Below are 18605 nucleotides of genomic sequence, written 5' to 3' on the forward strand. Positions count from 1 at the left end.
GCAACTCAGTAGGAGCGGGGCATGCCGAGCACGTGCTCGGCGACGTAGGACAGGATCAGATTGGTCGAGATCGGCGCCACCTGGTAGAGCCGGGTCTCGCGGAACTTGCGCTCGACATCGTACTCCTCGGCGAAGCCGAAGCCGCCATGGGTCTGCACGCAGGCATTGGCGGCTTCCCAGGAGGCATCGGCCGCCAGCATCTTGGCCATGTTGGCCTCGGCGCCGCAGTCGAGCCCGGCTTCATATTTGCGGGTGGCTTCCTTCACCATCAATTCGGCTGCGCGCATCGAGGCGTAGGCCTTTGCGATCGGGAACTGTATGCCCTGGTTCTGGCCGATCGGCCGGCCGAACACGCTGCGCTCCTTGGCGTAGCTGGTGGCCTTGGCGATGAACCACTTGGCATCACCGACGCATTCGGCGGCGATCAGGATTCGCTCCGCATTCATGCCGGAGAGAATGTAGCGGAAGCCCTTGCCTTCCTCGCCGATCAGATTCTCCGCCGGCACCTTCATGTCGGTGAAGAACACTTCGGTCGTGGCGTGGTTCATCATGGTGCGGATCGGGCGGATCTCCAGCCCCTTGCCCTTCACCTCGCGCATGTCGACGATGAACACCGAGAGACCGTCGGTGCGCTTCTTCGACTGTTCCTTCGGCGTGGTGCGCGCCAGCAGGACCATCAGGTCGGAATATTCGGCGCGGCTGGTCCAGATCTTCTGGCCGTTGACGACGTAATGGTCGCCCTCGCGGCGCGCGAAGGTCTTTAGCGACGACGTGTCGGTGCCGCTGGTCGGCTCGGTGACGCCGAACGCCTGCAGCCGCAATTCGCCGGTCGCGACCTTCGGCAGATACTTCGCCTTCTGCGCGTCGTTGCCGTGCCGCAGCACGGTGCCCATCGTGTACATCTGGGCGTGGCAGCCGCCGCCATTGCAGCCGGCGCGCTGGATCTCTTCCAGGATCGCCGCCGCCGCCGACAGCTTCAGGCCGGCGCCGCCATATTCCTCGGGGATCAGCACCGAGAGATAGCCGGCCTCCGTCAGCGCATCGACGAACTCCTTCGGATAGGCCATCTGGCGATCGAGCTTGCGCCAGTATTCGCCGGGAAACTGCGCGCAGAGTTTTGCCACCGCGTCGCGGATGTCGGAATGGTCGTCGATGTTCTGATCGTGTGCGGTCATTGTTTCGTCTTGCCGAGTTCCGTCTTGCCGAGAGGTTGCGCCTGTAGCGCGATGTCGGATCGCCATCGCGCTTCAGCACTTTGTTTGAGCATGATCTCTTTCGGAAAACCGCTTCGCACTTTTCCGGATCATGCGCCGCGGACGAAACGCCCGCTGTTGTGGGGCCCCGGTAAACTCCCTATGCTGTTTTGTTATAGCGTATGAACCTGCCTTCCAGGATTGGCAAGTATGGATTTCCGCCAGCTTAGGACCTTTGCGTGCGTCGCGGAACTCGGGAGCCTGAGCAAGGCATCCGATACCTTGCGGGTCGCGCAGCCGGCGCTGAGCCGGCAGATCAAGCTGCTGGAACACGAGCTGCGCACCGAATTGTTCACGCGCAACGGCCGCGGCATGGTGCTGACCGACGCCGGCCGGCTGCTGCTGGCGCGCACCAGCGGTATCGTGCGGCAGATCGACCAGATCCGCGACGACATCCAGTCCGCCGGGGGCGCGCCGTCCGGGCGCGTCGTGCTCGGGCTGGTGCCGACGGTGAGCTGCGTGCTGTCGGCGCGGCTGGCGCGGCGCACGGTGGAGCGCTATCCCGGCATCTCGCTCTGCATCGTCGAGAGCTACAGCGGCCATCTGATCGAGTGGCTGCATCGCGGCGAGATGGACCTTGCCGTGATCTACGGGCCATCGGTCGATCTGCATCTGGCGGTGCAGAGCCTCGGCCGCGACAGCATCGTCGCGGTCGGCCCGCGCGGCAGCGGGCTGAAGCCGAAGAAGCAGGTCGACTTCGGCTGGCTGATGCGCCAGCGCCTGGTGCTGCCAAGTCACTCGCACGGCCTCCGTGCGCTGCTCGAACATGCCGCGGCCAAGAAGAAGATCGATCTCGACGTCAAGCTCGAGGCGGATTCGTTTCGGGTGCTGACCAGCCTGGTCGAGGAGGGACTCGGATATACCTTGCTGCCGCCGTCCTCGGTCCGCGCCGAGGTGGCGGAGGGCCGGCTGGAGACCGCCGCCATCGGGCGGCCGGCGCCGCGGCGCGAGCTGACTCTGGCCTCGCCGGTCGAGCATCCCGGCTCCAACGCGATGACGCTGATCGCGAAGCTGTTGCGCGACGAGGTCGCCGCGCTGCGCGCCGAGGGGCTCTGGGATATCCAACTCGCCTGAGCGCGGCTTCGCATCAGCTGACCTTGAAGCCGAGATGGCCGCGGAAGCGGTTCTTCAAATAGGTGCCGTCGCGCGGCGGCAGCGCGCGCTCGACCTCGCCGGCGGCGATGCGGATGCGCGCCAGCCGCGGGCCGCCGCCGAGATCGCGCAGGCTGTTGCGGAAGCTCTCGATGCCGGCCATGTCGGCGATCTCGGAGACGTTGCCGATGCCCGCGCCATCAGCGATCACCTCGAGCCTGGCGCCGAGGCCGGAGTGACTCGGCTGCATGCCGGTCTCGCCGAAATGGCCGTTGTCGAGCACCGCGATCGAGAGATTGCCGGGCTGCTTGGTCGCGATGGTCAGCAGGCTGCCGATCCCCATCAGCTGCTCGCCGTCGCCGGTGATCACCAGCACCGGGCGCTTCGGCTGCGCCAGCGCGAGGCCGAGCCCAACCATCGCCGCGCCGCCCATCGCGCCCCACAGATAGAAATTGCCGGGATGCTCGCCGGCGTCGAACAAATCGTAAGAGGAGGAGCCGAGCCCGGAGATCACGAGCAGCTCGCCGCGGTCGGCAAGCAGCGCCTTCACGGCGGCGCGGCGATCGAGAGTCCCTGTCGATGCTGACATCAATGCGTCTCCTTGGTCCACTTCTTGCGACCGATCATCCGCTGCGAGATCAAGACCGCGACCTGCTGGTCGCCGTCATAGGCGAGCGAGGCGGCCGCCGAGACCACCTCCTCGGCATCGTCGGGGTTCTCCAGCCGCAGCACGGTGGTGCCCATGATCTCGAACGCCTGCGGCGTCGCCCGGCCCATCGGGATCTGCCAGGGATTGAACTCGGCCCATTCGCCGCGCATCGTCACCAGCGTCAGCAGCGGGAAGCGGCAGCTCGCCATCAGCGATAGCATGTTGACGCAATTGCCGACGCCGCTCGATTGCATCAACAGCACCGCGCGGTCGCCGCCGAGCCAGGCGCCGGCCGCCATCGCCACGCCTTCTTCCTCGGTCGTCAGCACCGTGGTCTTGATGTCGGCATCGGCGTGCGACAGCTTGATCAGCTTGGAATGTCCCGCATCGGGAACGTAGGACACCTGCGCCACGCCAAAGCTCTTCAGCGTGCGGTAGATCGCAACCGGCCAGTCCCGGCTGGTCGCGCTGTCCTGGTGAACGGCAATCTGGTCCATCATGGCCTCGGCGGTAGCGTTTTCGAACGAACCGGGTACCGGCTCGCGAAGAAAAACGCGTCAATACAAGGGACGCGCATTGGCGTGTCCTCACACCGATAGGCTTAGGGCAGGCGGGGGCTTAGTTCTCTTCGCATCTGGCTCGCCCAGCTATGCCGGAATTTTATAGGGCCAAGGTTTGCGGGGCCAACGCAGGCGAAATGGCGGCCGGAGCCGACTGCGTCCTTTGGCCGGGTCGAACAACAGCCCCATTACGGCCTAAAACGACGCTCTATGCTGGAAGATGCCGGTTGGCGGCAGCGCCGGGGCTTCATTTTCAAGGCTTCATTTCGCATATCGATATATCCGTCGCATTTTCAGGGATCAGGGCATGATTGTCCGAGATCGGTTTCGCGGCCTCTTCCCAAAGTATTTTCTCGCACTGTTCCTGGCCGTCGCGCTTCCGCTCGTGATCAACGGGTCGATCGAGGCCTGGTTCGGTTACCGCGATCAGCGCGCGAGGCTGGACCAGTTGCTTGGTGTTCAGGCGACGTCCGCGGCCGCCGAAATTCATAACTTCATCTCCGACATCGCAAGCCAGCTTGGCTGGCTGGTCCAGCTTCCCTGGACCGACGAGGCCGATGAGGGACGCCGAACCGATGCGTTGCGTCTGTTTCGTCAAGCGCCAGCCGTGGTCAGCCTGACACTCATCGACAACAATGGGTTGGAGCGTCTCTACGTCTCACGGGTCGGTCTCAATCGAATTGAAAGTCGTATCGACCGATCGGCTGAACCTGCGCTGGTCGGCGCCCACGCGCGCCAAGTTTGGTTCAGCGATGTCAGCTACAACAGAGGCTCGGAACCGTATTTGACAATTGCGCTCGTGGGTAACCGATCCGCGGTCGGCGCAGTCGTCGCCGAAGTCAATCTCAAGCTGATCTGGGATGTCGTATCGGCGATTAAGGTGGGAGAGACCGGCTTCGCCTTCGTGCTGGACCGGCCGGGCCGTCTCATTGCCCATCCCGACATCAGCCTTGTGCTCCGCGGGCTGGAAGAAACAACCTCCCAGCCGTTTCGCGCCATACGCGACGCAATCGGCCCGGGAGCGAGCGTTGCAACCGGCCGGGACGGACAGGGACGTCGGGTTGCTGCCAGCGCGGCTCCTGTGGCGGGGCCCGATTGGACCGTGGTGGTGGCACAGCCGCTCTCAGAGGCTTACGCCCCGATCTATGCCGCGTTGCGACGGACGACAGTGCTTCTCGCGGGCAGCACCGTATTTGCAGGGCTGCTCGCCTATGCATTCGCGCACCGGATGACCGAGCCGATCAGGCTGCTCGAGGAGGGGACGGAGCGGATCGGTGCCGGATCATTCGAGCACCGCATTGCGATCCAGACCGGGGACGAATTTCAGCGCCTGGCAAACAGCTTCAACAGGATGGCCGGCGAACTCGCGCTGGCGCAGCAGCACCAGGAGCGGATCGCGAAGCTCAAGCGGTTTCTTGCGCCTCAAGTCGCCGATCTCGTCGATCGTGCCGGCGATGACAGCGTGCTGGATGGCCGCCGCACCGACGTGGTCGTCGTGTTCTGTGACTTGCGCGGGTTCACCGCGTTTTCCGCGGGCGTCACTCCCGAGGAAGTCATGAGCGTGCTGTCCGAATATTATGAGGTTCTGGGCAGGGTCATTGCGCGGTTCGAAGCAACGCTCATCAGCTTTTCGGGAGACGGGCTGATGGTGCTGGTGAACGCACCCGTGCCGGTCGAGGAGCCGGCGCTGAGAGCCGTCGACCTTGCGACCGAAATGCAGAAGCACGTGCAAGGCTTGATCGGCGGCTGGCGGTCGCGGGGCTACCAGGTTGGCTTTGGAATAGGGCTTGCCAGCGGATCGGCGACGGTTGGGCGGATCGGCTACGACGACCGGCTCGATTACACGGCCATCGGCAGTGTCGTGAATCTCGCCGCCCGCCTGTGCGCATCTGCCGCAGATCGGGAGATCCTGATGGACGCAGGGACCGCCGCAAGCGTCAGAGGCAAGCGCGCCGTGGAGGATATCGGGAGTCGACAAATCAAGGGCTTCGATGACGCCATTCCGGTGTTCGGAATATCGTTTTGATGTGCGTTGGCCGATGCCGACCGGAGCGGTTCGGTGCAGTCCATTGGCGACTGGTTTCGGATCGTGGGATATACTTGCGCCGACGGCGAACGCCAGCGGATCGGTAGAGCATGAGTTGCGCTCACTCTGGTGCAGCAACATCGCACGGACGCGCCGGCCGGCGCGAGGTCCTGTTGTGGATGGCCGCCGCCGCGGCTTGGACCACATCCTCGCACGCGCAGAAGCCGTCGATGCCTGTGATCGGCTATCTTTGTCCGGAATCGCCGGAGTTGTTTGGCAGCCGGCTGAAGGCTTTCCATCAGGGACTTCGTGAGGCCGGCTTTGTCGAGGGCCGCGATGTTGCGATCGAGTATCGATGGGCCAATGGGCAATATGCCCAGTTGCCTGCGCTGGCCGGCGAATTGATCGCGCGTAACGTCGATGTGGTGGTGGCGCCCGGCGGCGCGCCCGTCGCGCTTGCCGCCAAAGCTGCCGGCGTCACCAAGACAATCGTCTTCGAGATGGGCGGCGACCCCGTTCAGCTGGGTGTGGTGGACAGCCTGTCGCGGCCGGGAGGCAACATCACGGGAATCTCGAGCCTGAGCGTCGACGTGTCGCCGAAGCGGCTCGAGTTGATGCACGAACTCCTGCCGGCGGCGACGACGTTGGGGGTCGTGACCAACCCGACAAGTCCAACCGCCAGCTCGCAACTGCAGAGGCTTCAGGCCGCTGCCGAAACCTTGGGGGTCCATCTGCAGATATTGAGGGCAAGCAAGGAGGACGAGTTCGAAGCCGTATTCTCTTCGGTAGCGAGAGAGTCGGCAAACGCGCTCGTTTTCACCTCCGATCCCTATTTTGCATTCCGCAGCCGGCGCTTGGCCGATCTCGCGCTGAAGTATCGTGTGCCCGCAATCACGCAGACCCGGGATTTTCCGACGGCCGGAGGCTTGATGAGCTATGGCGGAGATTTCGTGCAGTCGCATCGACGCGCGGGCGTCTACGCCGGCCGGGTTCTGAAGGGTGAGAAGCCCGCCGATCTTCCGGTCCAGCTGGTCACCAAGGTCGAGTTCGTCATCAACCTGAAGACCGCCAAACTGCTCGGCCACGAGTTCTCTGCGTCAGTCGTCAGCGGCGCAGACGAAGTGATCGAGTGAGGCATCCGTTCATGAACCCGGTAGTCCGGCCGGCACGGACTGAATGGTCCGGCCGGACGGTGGCATCGCGTGCCCTCACGGGCTCAACCGTTGGGCTGCAGAAACGGGCCGTATTGCTTGCTGGCGGCGACCGCGGCTGCCGCCTGTCCGATGACGCGCATTGCCGCCATCATCGGCCACGGACCAAGACTCACCCTGCGAACACCGGCACGGGCGAGCTCTCCGATTTCGGGCACGCCTTGCGTCACCATGATGTTGACCGGCAGCGGCGTCAGTTGAACGAACCTCTCGATCAGCGCGAGGTCGGTCAGCCCCGGCACAAAAATTCCGTCAGCGCCGGCCTCGGCATAGACCTTCGCACGCCTTGCCGCCTCGGTCAGGCATTGCTCGGGTGAGCCGAACTTCAGCAGAAACGGATCGGTTCGCGCATTGATGAAAAGATCAATCCCGAGTTGTTGCGCGGCGTCCCGCACCGCCCTGATCTTCGCGGCATGCTGCTCGGGAGTGGCGAGCTGCCGCTTTCCGCCAACGAGTCCGTCCTCGATATTGATGCCGATCGCGCCGGCCTTCAGGATCCTCGCCGCCGAATGCGCGGCGGCGTCCGGAGTGTCGCCATATCCCGCCTCCAGATCGATCGATACCGGAATCGAGACCGACGCGGTCATCCGCGAGACCAGGCCTTCGACCATCTCGAGCGGGGCATTTTCGCCGTCGGCGTAGCCGAGCGCGGCCGCGACCGCGCCGCTGCTGGTCGCGATCGCTCGCGAACTCTTTGCGATGGCCTTGGCGGTGGCGACGTCCCAGGCGTTGAACAGGACGAGCGGATCGCCCGTTCTGTGCAGAGTGTGAAAGGCTTCGGCATATTGCTGCTGTGTCGTGGCGTCCATTGCGCGCACTCCCTCTCAGAAAAATTGATAGATTGACTGACGTAGCCGCTGCTTGCGGCGCGGCCGTTCAGCCGGCGGCGTGCGTTGTGAACCAGTCCATGATCAGACCTGTGACCTCGGCCTCACGCTCGAGATGCGGGAAGTGCCCGACATCGGGCAGGACGATGCGCCGATGTGGCCCCTTGAAGAGCGGCTCTTCCTTGATCGAATACCGCGCCGTCGGATCGTTGCCGCCATAGATCGTCATTGTCGGTGTGTGCATGTCGTTGATCGGCAGCCGGCCCGCAACGCCCGCATCGATCAGGCCATTGTAGTACTTCAGCGCCGCCTTCATGGTGCCGGGAGAGCTGAGCGTCTGCTTGACCGAGCGGAGATGCTCGTCGTTCTGCAGGGTTGGCGACCACAACTTCCAAAGGTAGTCGACGAAGGGAAGCCCCTCGATGTTGACCGCCGAGTGAGCGCCAGGCACCGTGAAGAAATAGACATGGAAGACCGATCGAACGGCATCGGGATCGCTCCTGAGGCTCGGGATCGTGATCGGGTGTGCGGTGTTCATCACCACCGCGGCCTTGATCGCCGAAGGTGCCGTGGCCAGCGCCTGGAAGGTCGAGGTGCCGCCCCAATCCATACCGACGACGCAGGCCCGTCCGTCGTCGCTCAGCGCCGCGATCAGCGCTTCGAGATCCTGGCCCAGCGCGATCGGATCGAAGATGCCGTCGGCCGGAATCTCGGTCGGCGCATAGCCGCGCAGGAACGGCGCGACCGCGCGATATCCGGCATCTGCGAACACCTGCAGCTGCTTTCGGTACGACCAGGCGTTGTCGGGAAAGCCGTGCATGAACATGACAAGCGGCCCGCTGCCCTGTTCGAGATAGGCAAACCGCACGCCGTTGGCCTGCACGTATTTCAGGGCGGGTTCGCTGCCGGATGCGTCAGGCGTTGCCAGTGCGGCGCTTCGGATCGTCATCGCTGCTCTCCATTTTTTGTCGTCGTTGCTCTCCCGGTTAAATATGTGCGCAGCGCACATATCTGGTCAAGTTGTTTTTTGTGCGCAGCGCACATATTATTCGGCGCATGGAAAACGGAATCGCCAATCTGCTGGGCGCGCTGTCGCTCGCTGTCATGGATCGGATCGAGCAAGGCGCGCGCGAGGTGGTCGGCCGCGGCGGCGAAACGCCCGCGGCGCTGATCGTCATCGGCTATGGCCAGGGCATGACCAACGACAAGCTGAGGCGAATCCTCGGCCTATCGCATTCCGGAACGGTTCGGCTGGTGGATCGGCTGGTTTCGGATCGGCTTGTCGAACGCCGGGCGGGCAAGGACGGCCGCGAGGTCGCCCTGCACCTGACGGCGTCAGGCGCCGCGTCCCGGAACGAATTGTTGGCGTCGCGGATTTCCGCCGTGACGTCGCTGCTCGACGTGCTGTCGGCCGCCGAGAGGAAGCAGCTTGCGACGCTGATCCACGAATTGCTGGCAAGGCAGGACACCTCCGAGATGGATCGTTTCACGATCTGCCGGATGTGCGACGACCGGGTCTGCACCAACTGCCCGTTGCCGACCAGCAAGGGCCAGCACGCGCGCTAGCGTTTTGCCGTGTTGGCTCAGCTCTCCGTCATGGCCGGGCTCGTCCCGGCCATCCACGTCTTTATTGCGTGGCCGAAGCAAAGACGTGGATGCCCGGCACGAGGCCGGGCATGACGAGCTAGCCAAAAGTGCCTTATCTTGTTGGCCGCGCTCTATAGGCCGGGCCTTGGCTCTCAGCGCGCGCTCTTGCCCACCATGAACACGTACATGTCCCAGAACGTCTCTGGATGATCGAGCTCGAAGCGGTGCCACTGATCCAGATCGGTCTCGTCCGCCGTGCCCGGAAACTGTTTGCGGAATCGGTCGAGCACCGCCGGATCGTCAAACGGCTCGAAGCCCCCAAACGTCAGGCCGTGTTCGCTGAGGAATGCCGCAATCTCCGGAATCGTCAGCCGGTGTTCCATGACGTTGAACAGCAGATCGCGGCAGCCGCTCATGCTGTAGAAATCCTTGGCGCCGATCAGCGGTTTCCATTTGTCGGCTTCGCGTAAGATGTCCTGCCGGCAACGCCTGATGTCCTCAGTGGTGGCGCGATAATTGCGCGCCGCGATGCGATCGCGGGCCTCGACGATGACGCGGCGCGCCAGATGGCTGTAGAGCCCGATGCGCATCGTGCCGCCCGGCCGCAGCAGCGAGACCAGCACGCGCCAGCCGGCCAGGGGTTCGGCAAGATGATGCAGCACGCCGACCGACTCGATGCTGTCGAAGGTCCTCCCGATCGAGCCCAATTCCAGGATGTCCGCCTGCGCATAGTCGATGTTGCGCAAGCCGAGCTCCCGGGTCTTGCGGCGCGCATAGGCGAGGCTGGTCATGCTGATGTCGACGGCGAGCAAGCGGGCATTGGGATAGACCTGCGCGATCTGGATCGCGTGCGAGCCGGTGCCGCAGCCGGCGATCAGGATATCCCGCTCGGCTTGCTGGTCCGCGGTCGCGACGGTTCGTCCCCGCGCCCGATCGGCCGCGAAGGCCGTCAATGGGTTGACGGTCCAGCGCGGATAGGGATTTTCCTCGTATTGGCGCATCACGTCGACCGACACGCTGTTCTTGATCGGTGTGAGCCCTGCAATAGCGCTGCGCTCCTCCATCTCCACGCGCGGCTCGCGAAGCTGCACCCGCAACAGGCCAGCGACCGTCGCGGGCCAATCCCGGCGCAGCAGCGCGTCCGCCGCGGGCAGGGCATGAAGCGGGAAATAGGCGGCCACCACGGCCAGCGTGAGCGGCGAGATCGCGGCGCCTGATGTCAGGTCCTGCAGCAACCGGTCGCGCAGCGCGCCGGCACCTTCGCTTTCCGCCGCGGTCTGCGCATAGACATATTCGTTGATGAAACATTGCCGTGCGAGCGCGCAGGCAAAGGCTACGATCTCGTCGTCGACTTCATCCTGACCCTGCTCGCCCGCGAGCTGCAGCAGCTCGGCCCGCGCATATCCGAGCAGCACCTCGAGCTGCATGCTTGCCAGCGTCGTCGCTTCCATCGCCGAGCGCAGGAACAGGTCGTTCGCGAGCGGAGCGACGCCCTCGCTGCCGAACAATTCGGAGCTTGTCACCGGCAGCGGCCACTTGCTTGCAATCCGCCCTGCATAGCTGGTGACGACAGGACTTTGCAGGATGAAGCCGACCGCCTTCGCATCCATGCCGAGCGCCAGCGCCTTGCTGAAATGCGCGGCCGCCTTGGCGCGATTGCCCAGCGCCTGGTACGAATTGCCGGCATTGTAGTGGCAGGCGGCGTTGACGTCGTCCGCAGCAATCGCTTTCGTGAACATCTTCGCAGCAGCCCGGTGATCGCCGGATGCCTGCGCCATCAGGCCGAGGAGATTCAGGCCCTGCACATGGCCAGGTTCGCGCGCGAGAATCTGCCGGCAGATCTGCTGCGCCTCGTTGAAGCGGCGCATCCCGTAGAAGCGGCTGGCCTCCACGGCGAGATCAGCAATGCTGACGCCTGCAGAGGCGAAGGCTGGTGCGTTCTTGGCGGACTCGTCCCGTCGCTTACCAGCCGCCCGCCGCTCTTTTCGGTTCATGTTCCGTCAACTGGCCCAAACTGCAAGACGCGGTGCATCGACCCCCTACGCCCGGCAAAGACATAGGGCCGATCGCGCTTGTGGCCAAGGACAATCTAGGCTTCAGCCCGGGATCCGCACCGGCAGGTTCTCGATGCCGCGGACGAAGCTGGAATAGACCCGCTTCGGCTCGCCGACCACCTCGATGCGGTCGAAGCGCTTCAGCATCTCTTCCCAAACGATCCGAAGCTGCAGCTCGGCGAGCCGCATGCCGACGCAGCGGTGGATGCCGAAGCCGAACGACAGGTGGATGCGCGGCCGGGGGCGGTCGATGATGAACTCGTTCGGGCGGTCGATCACCTCGTCGTCGCGGTTGCCGGAAACGTACCACATCACGACGCGGTCGCCCTTCCTGATCGTCTTGCCGCCGATCTCGGTGTCCTGAAGCGCGGTGCGCCGCATATGCGCCAGCGGCGTCTGCCAGCGGATCACCTCCGGCACCATGGTGTCGATCAGCGTCGGATTGTCCTTCAGCTTCCTGAACTGATCGGGGTGCTCGTGCAGCGCCAGCACCGAGCCGCTCATGGTGTTGCGCGTGGTGTCGTTGCCGCCGACGATCAGCAGGATGATGTTGCCCATCAGATTGTCGGGGTCCATGTGCCGGGTGGCGTCGCTATGCGCCATCATCGACAGCAAGTCGTTGCGCGGCGCCGAGTTGACGCGCTCGTTCCAGAGCTTGGAGAAATAGGCGTAGCACTCGTCCATCTCCTGCCGGCGCTGCTCCGGCGAGTCGACGATGCCGCTCTTCGGCAGCGCGGTGGAGACGTCGGACCAGCGCGTCAGCTTGCGCCGCTCCTCCCAGGGAAAGTCGAACAGCGTCGCCAGCATCTGGGTGGTCAATTCGATCGAGACGCGCTCGACGAAATTGAAGGTCTCGTTGCGCGGCAGATTGTCGAGCACGCCGGCCGAACGCTGCCGGATCAGCTTTGCCAGCTCGTCGAGATGCGTGGGCGTGAACATCGGCGACACGGTCTTGCGCTGATGGGCGTGCCTCGGCTGGTCCATCGCAATGAAGCTCGGATAGTCGTAGCCGGGCGGCACGTCGCGGATCGAGATGCCGCCGAGCGTGGAGTCCGAGGAAAAGATGCCGTGGCTGGTGTCGACATGCATGATGTCGTTGTACTTCACGACAGACCAATAGGGTTCGATCGGCGCATTGGTGCAGTAGTGCACCGGCTCTTCCTTGCGCAGCCGCTCGAACCACGGCCACAGCGTGTCGTTCTGGAACAGTTTTGGCGCGCCAGGATGAAAATCCCTAAGCGGTGTCGAATACGCTTCCTCGCGGGCCTGGCGCAGCAGCTCGGCCCGGTCGGCACGGATGGCGGTCTGGACGTTCATCTCAGCTAGCTCCAGTGAATGTTCTGACTTCCACCTCTCCCGCTTGCGGGGGAGGTCGCATCGCATCGAAGATGCGATGCGGGTGGGGGCTTTCTCCACACGAAGAGTGTCACTTGCGGCGACACCCCCACCCCAACCCTCCCCCGCAAGCGGGAGAGGGGGTAAACCTTCCATGCGTCAGGCGGCGATGCGCACTGGAAGCGTCTCGTAGCCCTTGATGAAGCTGGAATACACCCGCTGCGGCTCGTCCACCACCTCGATGGTGTCGAAGCGCTGGAGGATCTCCTCCCAGATGATCTTGAGCTGCAGCTCGGCAAGCCGCAGGCCGACGCAGCGGTGGATGCCGAAGCCGAACGAGATATGGGTGCGCGGCCGGGCGCGGTCGATCAGGAACTCGTAGGGCTTCTCGATCGCTTCCTCGTCGCGGTTGCCCGAGACGTACCACATCACCACCTTGTCGCCCTTCTTGATCTGGCGGCCGCGGAACTCGTAGTCGGCGAGCGCGGTGCGCCGCATATGGGCGAGCGGCGTCTGCCAGCGGATCACCTCGGGCACGAAGCTGTCGATCAGCGCCGGGTTCTCCCGCAGCTTGCGGTACTGCTCCGGATGCTTGCTCAGCGCATAGATGCTGCCGGACAGCGTGTTGCGCGTGGTGTCGTTGCCACCGACGATCAGCAGGATCAGATTGCCGAGGAAGTTCTTCGGGTCCATGTTCCGCGTGGCATCGCTGTGCGCCATCATCGAGAGCAGATCGCTCTTCGGCGGCTGGTTCGCGCGCTCCTTCCACAGCCGTGCGAAATAGCCCGCGCATTCCATCAGCTCGGCCTGCCGCTCGTCCTCGGTGGCGACGAGGCCGCCGGCGCCGGGCAGGGTGGTCGCGACGTCGGACCAGCGCGTCAGCTTGCGGCGGTCTTCCCAGGGGAAGTCGAACAGCACCGCGAGCATCTGGGTCGTCAGCTCGATCGAGACCTTGTCGACCCAGTCGAACACCTCGCCGCGCGGCAGATTGTCGAGGCACTCGGTCGAGCGCTTGCGGATGTTGGTGGCGAGCTCGTCGAGGTGCGTCGGCGTGAACATCGGCGCCACGGTCTTGCGCTGCGCGGAATGGCGCGGCTGGTCCATCGCGATGAAGCTTTCGCGGCGCAGATCCGGCGGCACGTCGCGGATGGTGATGCCGCCGAGCGAGGCGGCCGAGGAGAACACCGAGTGGTTGGTCTCGATGTCCATGATGTCGTTGTAGCGGGTGATCGACCAGTACGGACCGAACATCGAGTCCTTGCAGTAGTGCACCGGATCCTCGCGACGCAGCCGGTCGAAATACGGCCAGAAGGTATCGGTCTTGAACAGCTCGGGATTGCCGGGATCGTAGTCCGAAAGCGCAAGCGAATTGGCGCGTTCGCGTGCGGCGTCCAGATTCGTGTTGTCGACGAGATCGATGGTCCCGTGCATGAGCGGCTCCTCAACCGTTTGAGCTGCCGGGGCATGGCCGGCGCGGCATGTTTTACCGAATTACATTCCCATTCGGCGATTTGCGCAAGGGCTCTCGACGCGCATTTGGCCGCATTGATGTCAGGCCAAAGCGGCCGAATCCGGGCCTTTCCGGTGGCGAAGGGGCTGCGGCCGCGACTACGCCTCGTTTGAAACGGCGTTTGATTTGGTCGGGCGGCGGCGTGCGAACGGTGCTGGCGCGGTCTATTGACTGCCGGTTTTCTCGCCGGCCGGTTTTTCGCAGGGATAGGTGTCCTGCATGCCCCACAGCAGCAGGAGAGCGATCACCGTCTCACCTTTCGCCGACCGCTTGTCGGCCGACTTCAGCATGATCTCTTCGGTCTGCTCGCTGCTCAGTGCAAGGTCGTCGGGCATGCAGAACAACAATTGGCCGCCATGCCGTTTCAGCCAGGCATTGGAAGCCATCAGGCCGCCCCTGACGCCGTCGAGGTACATATGATTGAAGACGCGGAAGTTCTCATTCTTTGGATTGCGATAGGAATCCAGCCGCACGTCGACGGCAGCAGCCGGAGCGGCCGTGAGAGCCAGAAGACATGCCGACAGGATCCATCTGTTCATCGCTGCGGTTTCCTCGCTTTGCGGTGGCGTCTTCGCCTTGATCGCCTGATCGTTAAGTATGTCATTGCCGCCCCGGGGTTCGACGCCGGCGGTCGATCGAGGCCTGCGCGGTTTCCGGCAATCCCGTTAAGGCAAAGCCAACCGCACCCCGCCAAAAATCGCCCCGCGATCTCGACCTTGTGTGAAACCTGGATCACACTCGCGACGACAAATCTGTGCTTTTGATACCCAGAGATTGTCCCGTCCAGGAGCTATCCCGTGAACGACATGAGCTGGACCCCGCTGGGGCCGCCGCAGCCGGCCCCGCCGCCGATGCCGGTGGCGTTCTCAGGGAACCGGAAGGAGTTCTTTCGCCTCGTCGCGCGCGGCGCCGGGCTCGAGCTGGTCACGGTCGGCTTCTACCGGTTCTGGCTCACCACCGACATCCGCCGTCATCTTTGGTCGAACAGCCAGATCGATGGCGACGCGCCGGAATATACCGGCCGCGGCAAGGAGCTCCTGATCGGCTTCCTGGTCGCGCTCGCGATCCTGGTGCCGATCTATCTCGGCTATTTCCTGATCGGCATCGAGGCGGAGCATCTTAAGGCATTCGCCTCGCTGCCGCTGGTCGCCTTCTTCTATTTGTTCGGCCAGTTCGCGATCTATCGGGCGCGGCGTTACCGGCTGACCCGCACGGTGTGGCGCGGCGTCCGCTTCTGGATGAGCGGCTCGGGCTGGGTCTATGCGCTCAAGGCCTCGCTCTGGGGCGTGCTGGTCGTGATCACGCTCGGCCTCGCGCTGCCGTGGCGCGAGGCGGCGCTCGAACGCTACAAGATGCGGCACTCCTATTACGGCGACCTGCAAGGCTCGTTCGAGGGCCGCGGCTGGGAGTTCTTTAAGCGGGGCTGGTGGCTCTGGGTCCTGATGCCGTTCGCGCTCTACAGCACGATCTTCGCCCCGTTCGCCTATGCCGCGTTCAAGGCGGTCGAGTGGCGCTGGTGGCTGTCGGGCATCCGCTTCGGCGAAGTGAGGCTGGAATCCACCCTCCGCCGCGGCGCGCTGATCGGCCTGTACTGGAAGGTGATCGGCTGGGTCGTGCTGCTCGGCCTGGTGTTCGCGGCCTATCTCGCGCTCTGCACCTTGCTGGTCGCCAGCATGGACGGCTCCTCGATCGCGGATTTCTTCAGGACCGAGGCGTTCGCCAAGAGCATTCCGCTGATCGTGCTGCTCGGCATCGGCTATCTCGCCTTCGCGCTGGCGCTGAACGTGGTGTTGCGCGTCTATCTGATGCGCGATCTCTGGGTCCGGGTGCTGTCCTCGACCATCGTGCACAACATCGGCGCGGCCGCCAACGTCACCGCGCGCGGCGAGCTCGCCAACGCGCTCGGCGAAGGCTTTGCCGACGGCCTCGACGTCGGGGGTTTCTAGCCACATGGAATCCGATTCCAGCGAGTCAGGCTCCGCGGCGACGCCGGCACCGGGCGCCGTCTTCTTCGACGGTGCATCGAATCGGCGGCGCATCGTCGCGCTTAGACTGTCCGATGCGCTGGAGATCAGGGAGGACGGCGCGCTGCTCGCGCGCTGGGCGTTTCACGACATCCGCCGCGCCGACAGCCCGTCCGGCCTGTTGCGGCTGAGCTGCCTGACCGCGCCGCCTCTGGCGCGGCTCGACATCCGCGACACCGGGTTGATCGCCGCGCTCATTGCGCGCTGCGACACGCTCGAGGAAGGGCTGCCGAACCGCAGGGGCGTCGCCGCGATCGTCGGCTGGTCGCTCGCGGCCGCGGTGTCGATCGTGCTGGTGGTGCTGTTCGGCGTGCCGCTCGCCGCCGAGCGCCTGACGCCGCTGGTGCCCGACTCGTTCGAGCGCCGCATCGGCGATGTCGCGGAGGCGCAGGTCAAGGTGCTGTTCGACGGCAAGCCCTGCAGTAACCCGGCCGGCCAGGCGGCGTTCGCGAAGCTGGTCGGCAAGTTGCGGCAGTCCGCGGGCTTCGATACGTCGGTGCAGTCGGGCGTGCTGGCGACGTCGGTGCCGAACGCCTTCGCGCTGCCCGGCGGCAAGGTCTATCTGTTCGACGGGCTGCTCGAGAAAGCCGAGAACCCCGACGAGATCGCCGGCGTCCTGGCGCATGAGCTCGGCCATCTCCGCCACCGCGACAGCATGCGCGAACTGATCCACAACGGCGGCACCTCGTTCCTGATCGGGCTGTTGTTCGGCGATGTCACCGGCTCCGGCGCGCTGATCTTCGCCTCGCGCTCGCTGGTGACGTCGTCCTTTTCGCGCGACGCCGAGACCAATGCCGACAGCTTCGCGATCGAGACCATGCACAAGCTCGGCCGTCCGGCCAAGCCGATGGGCGAACTGATGTTCCGCGTCACCGGCAAGGAGGGCGGCACGGGGCTCTCGCTGGTCTCCAGCCATCCCTTGACCGAGGACCGCCTCGCGCGCATGGACAAGGCCGATGCCGCCCGCCCGGCCGGCGGTCCGCCGCTGCTGTCGTCCGCCGAATGGCAGGCGCTGAAGGGCATCTGCAGCGGCGCCGGCAAGGTGTGACGGCGCAGCCGCCGACGGTCCCTCGCTACTTCACCAGCCGGAACTTGCCGCCCTCGACCTTGATCAGGAACGCCGAGCGCTCGTCATAGCCGTTGTGATCGGTCGGGCTCATCGTCGAGAGGCCGTTGTTGAGGTAGACGTCCTTGCCACGTTCGAGCTCGTCGCGCAGCGCGGCGCGGAATTCCGCCGTGCCGGGCTTTGCGGTCTTCAGCGCATTCGCCGCCGCCCGCTTGAACAGCGTGACGGCGTCCCACAGATGCGCGCCGAAGATGTTCGGGCTCGCGCCGTTGGCCTTCTCGTAGGACGACACGAACTCGTCGCGCACCTGGCGGAACGGATCGTTCGCCGGCAGATCGTCGGCGATGGTGAAGGCTTCGCCGGTGAAGATCGCGCCCTCAACATTGGCGCCGCCGAGCTTGATGAACTCCTCCGACGCCACGCCATGGGTCTGGAAGATCTTGCCGGCATAGCCGCGGCTGCGCAGCGCCTCCTGCGGCAATACGGCGGGCGTGCCGGCGGAAGCGATGAACACCGCTTCCGGATTGGTCGCGATCACCTTCAGCGCCTGGCCCATCGCGCTGGTGTCGGCGCGCGCATAGACCTCATGCGTCGTCACGGTGAGGCCGAGCTGAGGGGCGAGCCGCGACACCTCCTTGTAATAGCCTTCGCCATAGCCGTCGGAGACGCCGATATAGCCGAGCGTCTTGATGCCGGACTTGGCGATGTATTTCAGGATCGCCGCCGCCATCAGGTCGTCATTGGGCACCACCTTGAACGCCCAGCGGCGGCGGTCGTCCATCGGCTGCACGATCGCGGTCGCCGCCGCGAGCGAGATGATCGGCGTCTTGCTCTCCACGGCGACGTCGAGCATCGGCATGGTCACCGGGGTGAGCGAGGAGCCGATCAGGATGTCGACGCCGTCCTGGATCACGAGGCGCCGGGCATTCTGCGTGCCCTTGGTCGGGTCGGACTCGTCGTCGAGCGCGATATAGGTGACCTTCTCGCCGCCGATCTCCTTCGGCAGCGCGGCGATGGTGCGCATCTGCGGCTGGCCGAGCGCCGAGCCCGGTCCGGATCCGGACACCACGACGCCGACCTTGATGTCGGCACGCGCGTCCGGCGCAATCAGGATCGCGCTCGCAAATGTCAACAGTCCGGCCATGGCCAGCTTCATTGCAAATCCTCCCAGCAGGTTCTTTTTATCTGCGGCCGATGACAGCCGACCGCCGTCCCGTCGCGCATCATATCGATTCCGCCCGATCCGTCTGTCCCCCTGATTGGGGACATAGAGGTGCCGGAACGACGAACGGAGATGGCGAGGCCGACGCCGTCCGGAGCACCTGATCGGGCTCCGCCGGTCGTGAACCTCGCGTTTACCAATCCCTTAAAGGCCGTGAGAACCAGTTTCCCTAATCGGGCGGCAACGACC

General features: G+C 64.7%; 16 protein-coding genes. 6 read left to right on the forward strand and 10 right to left on the reverse strand.

The window, feature by feature from the left end:
- Window positions 1-5: 5 nt before the first annotated feature.
- On the reverse strand, window positions 6-1175 hold the full coding sequence (locus JEY66_RS11950) for an acyl-CoA dehydrogenase family protein (RefSeq protein WP_016848582.1): 1170 nt from the start codon (window positions 1173-1175) through the stop codon (window positions 6-8).
- A 228-nt stretch (window positions 1176-1403) separates the two neighbouring features.
- Here JEY66_RS11950 and JEY66_RS11955 point away from each other — a divergent pair, with 228 nt between their 5' ends.
- Window positions 1404-2327 carry a LysR substrate-binding domain-containing protein gene (locus JEY66_RS11955; RefSeq protein ID WP_018273282.1) on the forward strand — a complete coding sequence of 308 codons (924 nt, stop codon included), beginning with the start codon at window positions 1404-1406 and terminating at the stop codon, window positions 2325-2327.
- Window positions 2328-2340: 13 nt separating this feature from the next.
- On the opposite strand, the gene JEY66_RS11960 is transcribed toward JEY66_RS11955, so the two are convergent.
- Window positions 2341-2934 (reverse strand): thiamine pyrophosphate-dependent enzyme, encoded by a 594-nt coding sequence (locus JEY66_RS11960; RefSeq protein WP_018273281.1) that lies wholly within the window; start codon window positions 2932-2934, stop codon window positions 2341-2343.
- The gene (locus JEY66_RS11965; protein WP_016848586.1) at window positions 2934-3494 is read right to left on the reverse strand and encodes a thiamine pyrophosphate-binding protein; all 561 of its coding nucleotides are present in this window, start codon (window positions 3492-3494) and stop codon (window positions 2934-2936) included. The genes JEY66_RS11960 and JEY66_RS11965 overlap by 1 nt, the downstream gene beginning before the upstream one ends.
- A 367-nt stretch (window positions 3495-3861) precedes the next feature.
- Here JEY66_RS11965 and JEY66_RS11970 point away from each other — a divergent pair, with 367 nt between their 5' ends.
- Complete coding sequence (locus tag JEY66_RS11970; RefSeq protein WP_016848587.1) at window positions 3862-5580, forward strand: cache domain-containing protein; 1719 nt, start codon at window positions 3862-3864, stop codon at window positions 5578-5580.
- Between the two features lie 179 nt (window positions 5581-5759).
- Window positions 5760-6713, forward strand: coding sequence for an ABC transporter substrate-binding protein (locus JEY66_RS11975; protein ID WP_016848588.1), 954 nt, complete (start codon window positions 5760-5762; stop codon window positions 6711-6713).
- Between the two features lie 83 nt (window positions 6714-6796).
- Here the strand turns inward: JEY66_RS11975 and JEY66_RS11980 are convergent, their stop codons facing one another.
- Window positions 6797-7600: an isocitrate lyase/PEP mutase family protein gene (locus JEY66_RS11980; protein WP_016848589.1), complete on the reverse strand. Its 804-nt coding sequence runs from the start codon at window positions 7598-7600 to the stop codon at window positions 6797-6799.
- A gap of 67 nt (window positions 7601-7667) precedes the next feature.
- Complete coding sequence (locus tag JEY66_RS11985) at window positions 7668-8567, reverse strand: alpha/beta fold hydrolase (protein ID WP_016848590.1); 900 nt, start codon at window positions 8565-8567, stop codon at window positions 7668-7670.
- 107 nt (window positions 8568-8674) lie between these two features.
- Here JEY66_RS11985 and JEY66_RS11990 point away from each other — a divergent pair, with 107 nt between their 5' ends.
- Window positions 8675-9184, forward strand: coding sequence for a MarR family winged helix-turn-helix transcriptional regulator (locus tag JEY66_RS11990; protein ID WP_016848591.1), 510 nt, complete (start codon window positions 8675-8677; stop codon window positions 9182-9184).
- Window positions 9185-9357: 173 nt separating this feature from the next.
- Here the strand turns inward: JEY66_RS11990 and JEY66_RS11995 are convergent, their stop codons facing one another.
- From JEY66_RS11995 to JEY66_RS12010, 4 genes are all read right to left on the reverse strand, one after another.
- Window positions 9358-11199 (reverse strand): class I SAM-dependent methyltransferase, encoded by a 1842-nt coding sequence (locus tag JEY66_RS11995; RefSeq protein ID WP_240536883.1) that lies wholly within the window; start codon window positions 11197-11199, stop codon window positions 9358-9360.
- Window positions 11200-11301: 102 nt separating this feature from the next.
- A complete protein-coding gene (locus tag JEY66_RS12000; protein WP_018273279.1) occupies window positions 11302-12576 on the reverse strand; it encodes a cytochrome P450 in 1275 nt (424 codons plus the stop codon).
- Window positions 12577-12753: 177 nt separating this feature from the next.
- Complete coding sequence (locus tag JEY66_RS12005; protein ID WP_016843698.1) at window positions 12754-14025, reverse strand: cytochrome P450; 1272 nt, start codon at window positions 14023-14025, stop codon at window positions 12754-12756.
- A 243-nt stretch (window positions 14026-14268) separates the two neighbouring features.
- A complete protein-coding gene (locus JEY66_RS12010; RefSeq protein WP_016843697.1) occupies window positions 14269-14643 on the reverse strand; it encodes a hypothetical protein in 375 nt (124 codons plus the stop codon).
- Between the two features lie 267 nt (window positions 14644-14910).
- Here JEY66_RS12010 and JEY66_RS12015 point away from each other — a divergent pair, with 267 nt between their 5' ends.
- Both JEY66_RS12015 and JEY66_RS12020 read left to right on the forward strand, forming a co-directional pair.
- Window positions 14911-16050, forward strand: a complete 1140-nt coding sequence (locus JEY66_RS12015; RefSeq protein ID WP_018273278.1) for a DUF898 family protein — start codon at window positions 14911-14913, stop codon at window positions 16048-16050.
- 4 nt (window positions 16051-16054) lie between these two features.
- Window positions 16055-17176: a M48 family metallopeptidase gene (locus JEY66_RS12020; RefSeq protein ID WP_018273277.1), complete on the forward strand. Its 1122-nt coding sequence runs from the start codon at window positions 16055-16057 to the stop codon at window positions 17174-17176.
- Between the two features lie 25 nt (window positions 17177-17201).
- Here the strand turns inward: JEY66_RS12020 and JEY66_RS12025 are convergent, their stop codons facing one another.
- Window positions 17202-18350, reverse strand: coding sequence for an ABC transporter substrate-binding protein (locus JEY66_RS12025; protein WP_016843695.1), 1149 nt, complete (start codon window positions 18348-18350; stop codon window positions 17202-17204).
- Between the last annotated feature and the right edge of the window lie 255 nt (window positions 18351-18605).

The organism is Bradyrhizobium elkanii USDA 76, assembly GCF_023278185.1.
Classification (GTDB): Bacteria; Pseudomonadota; Alphaproteobacteria; order Rhizobiales; family Xanthobacteraceae; genus Bradyrhizobium; species Bradyrhizobium elkanii.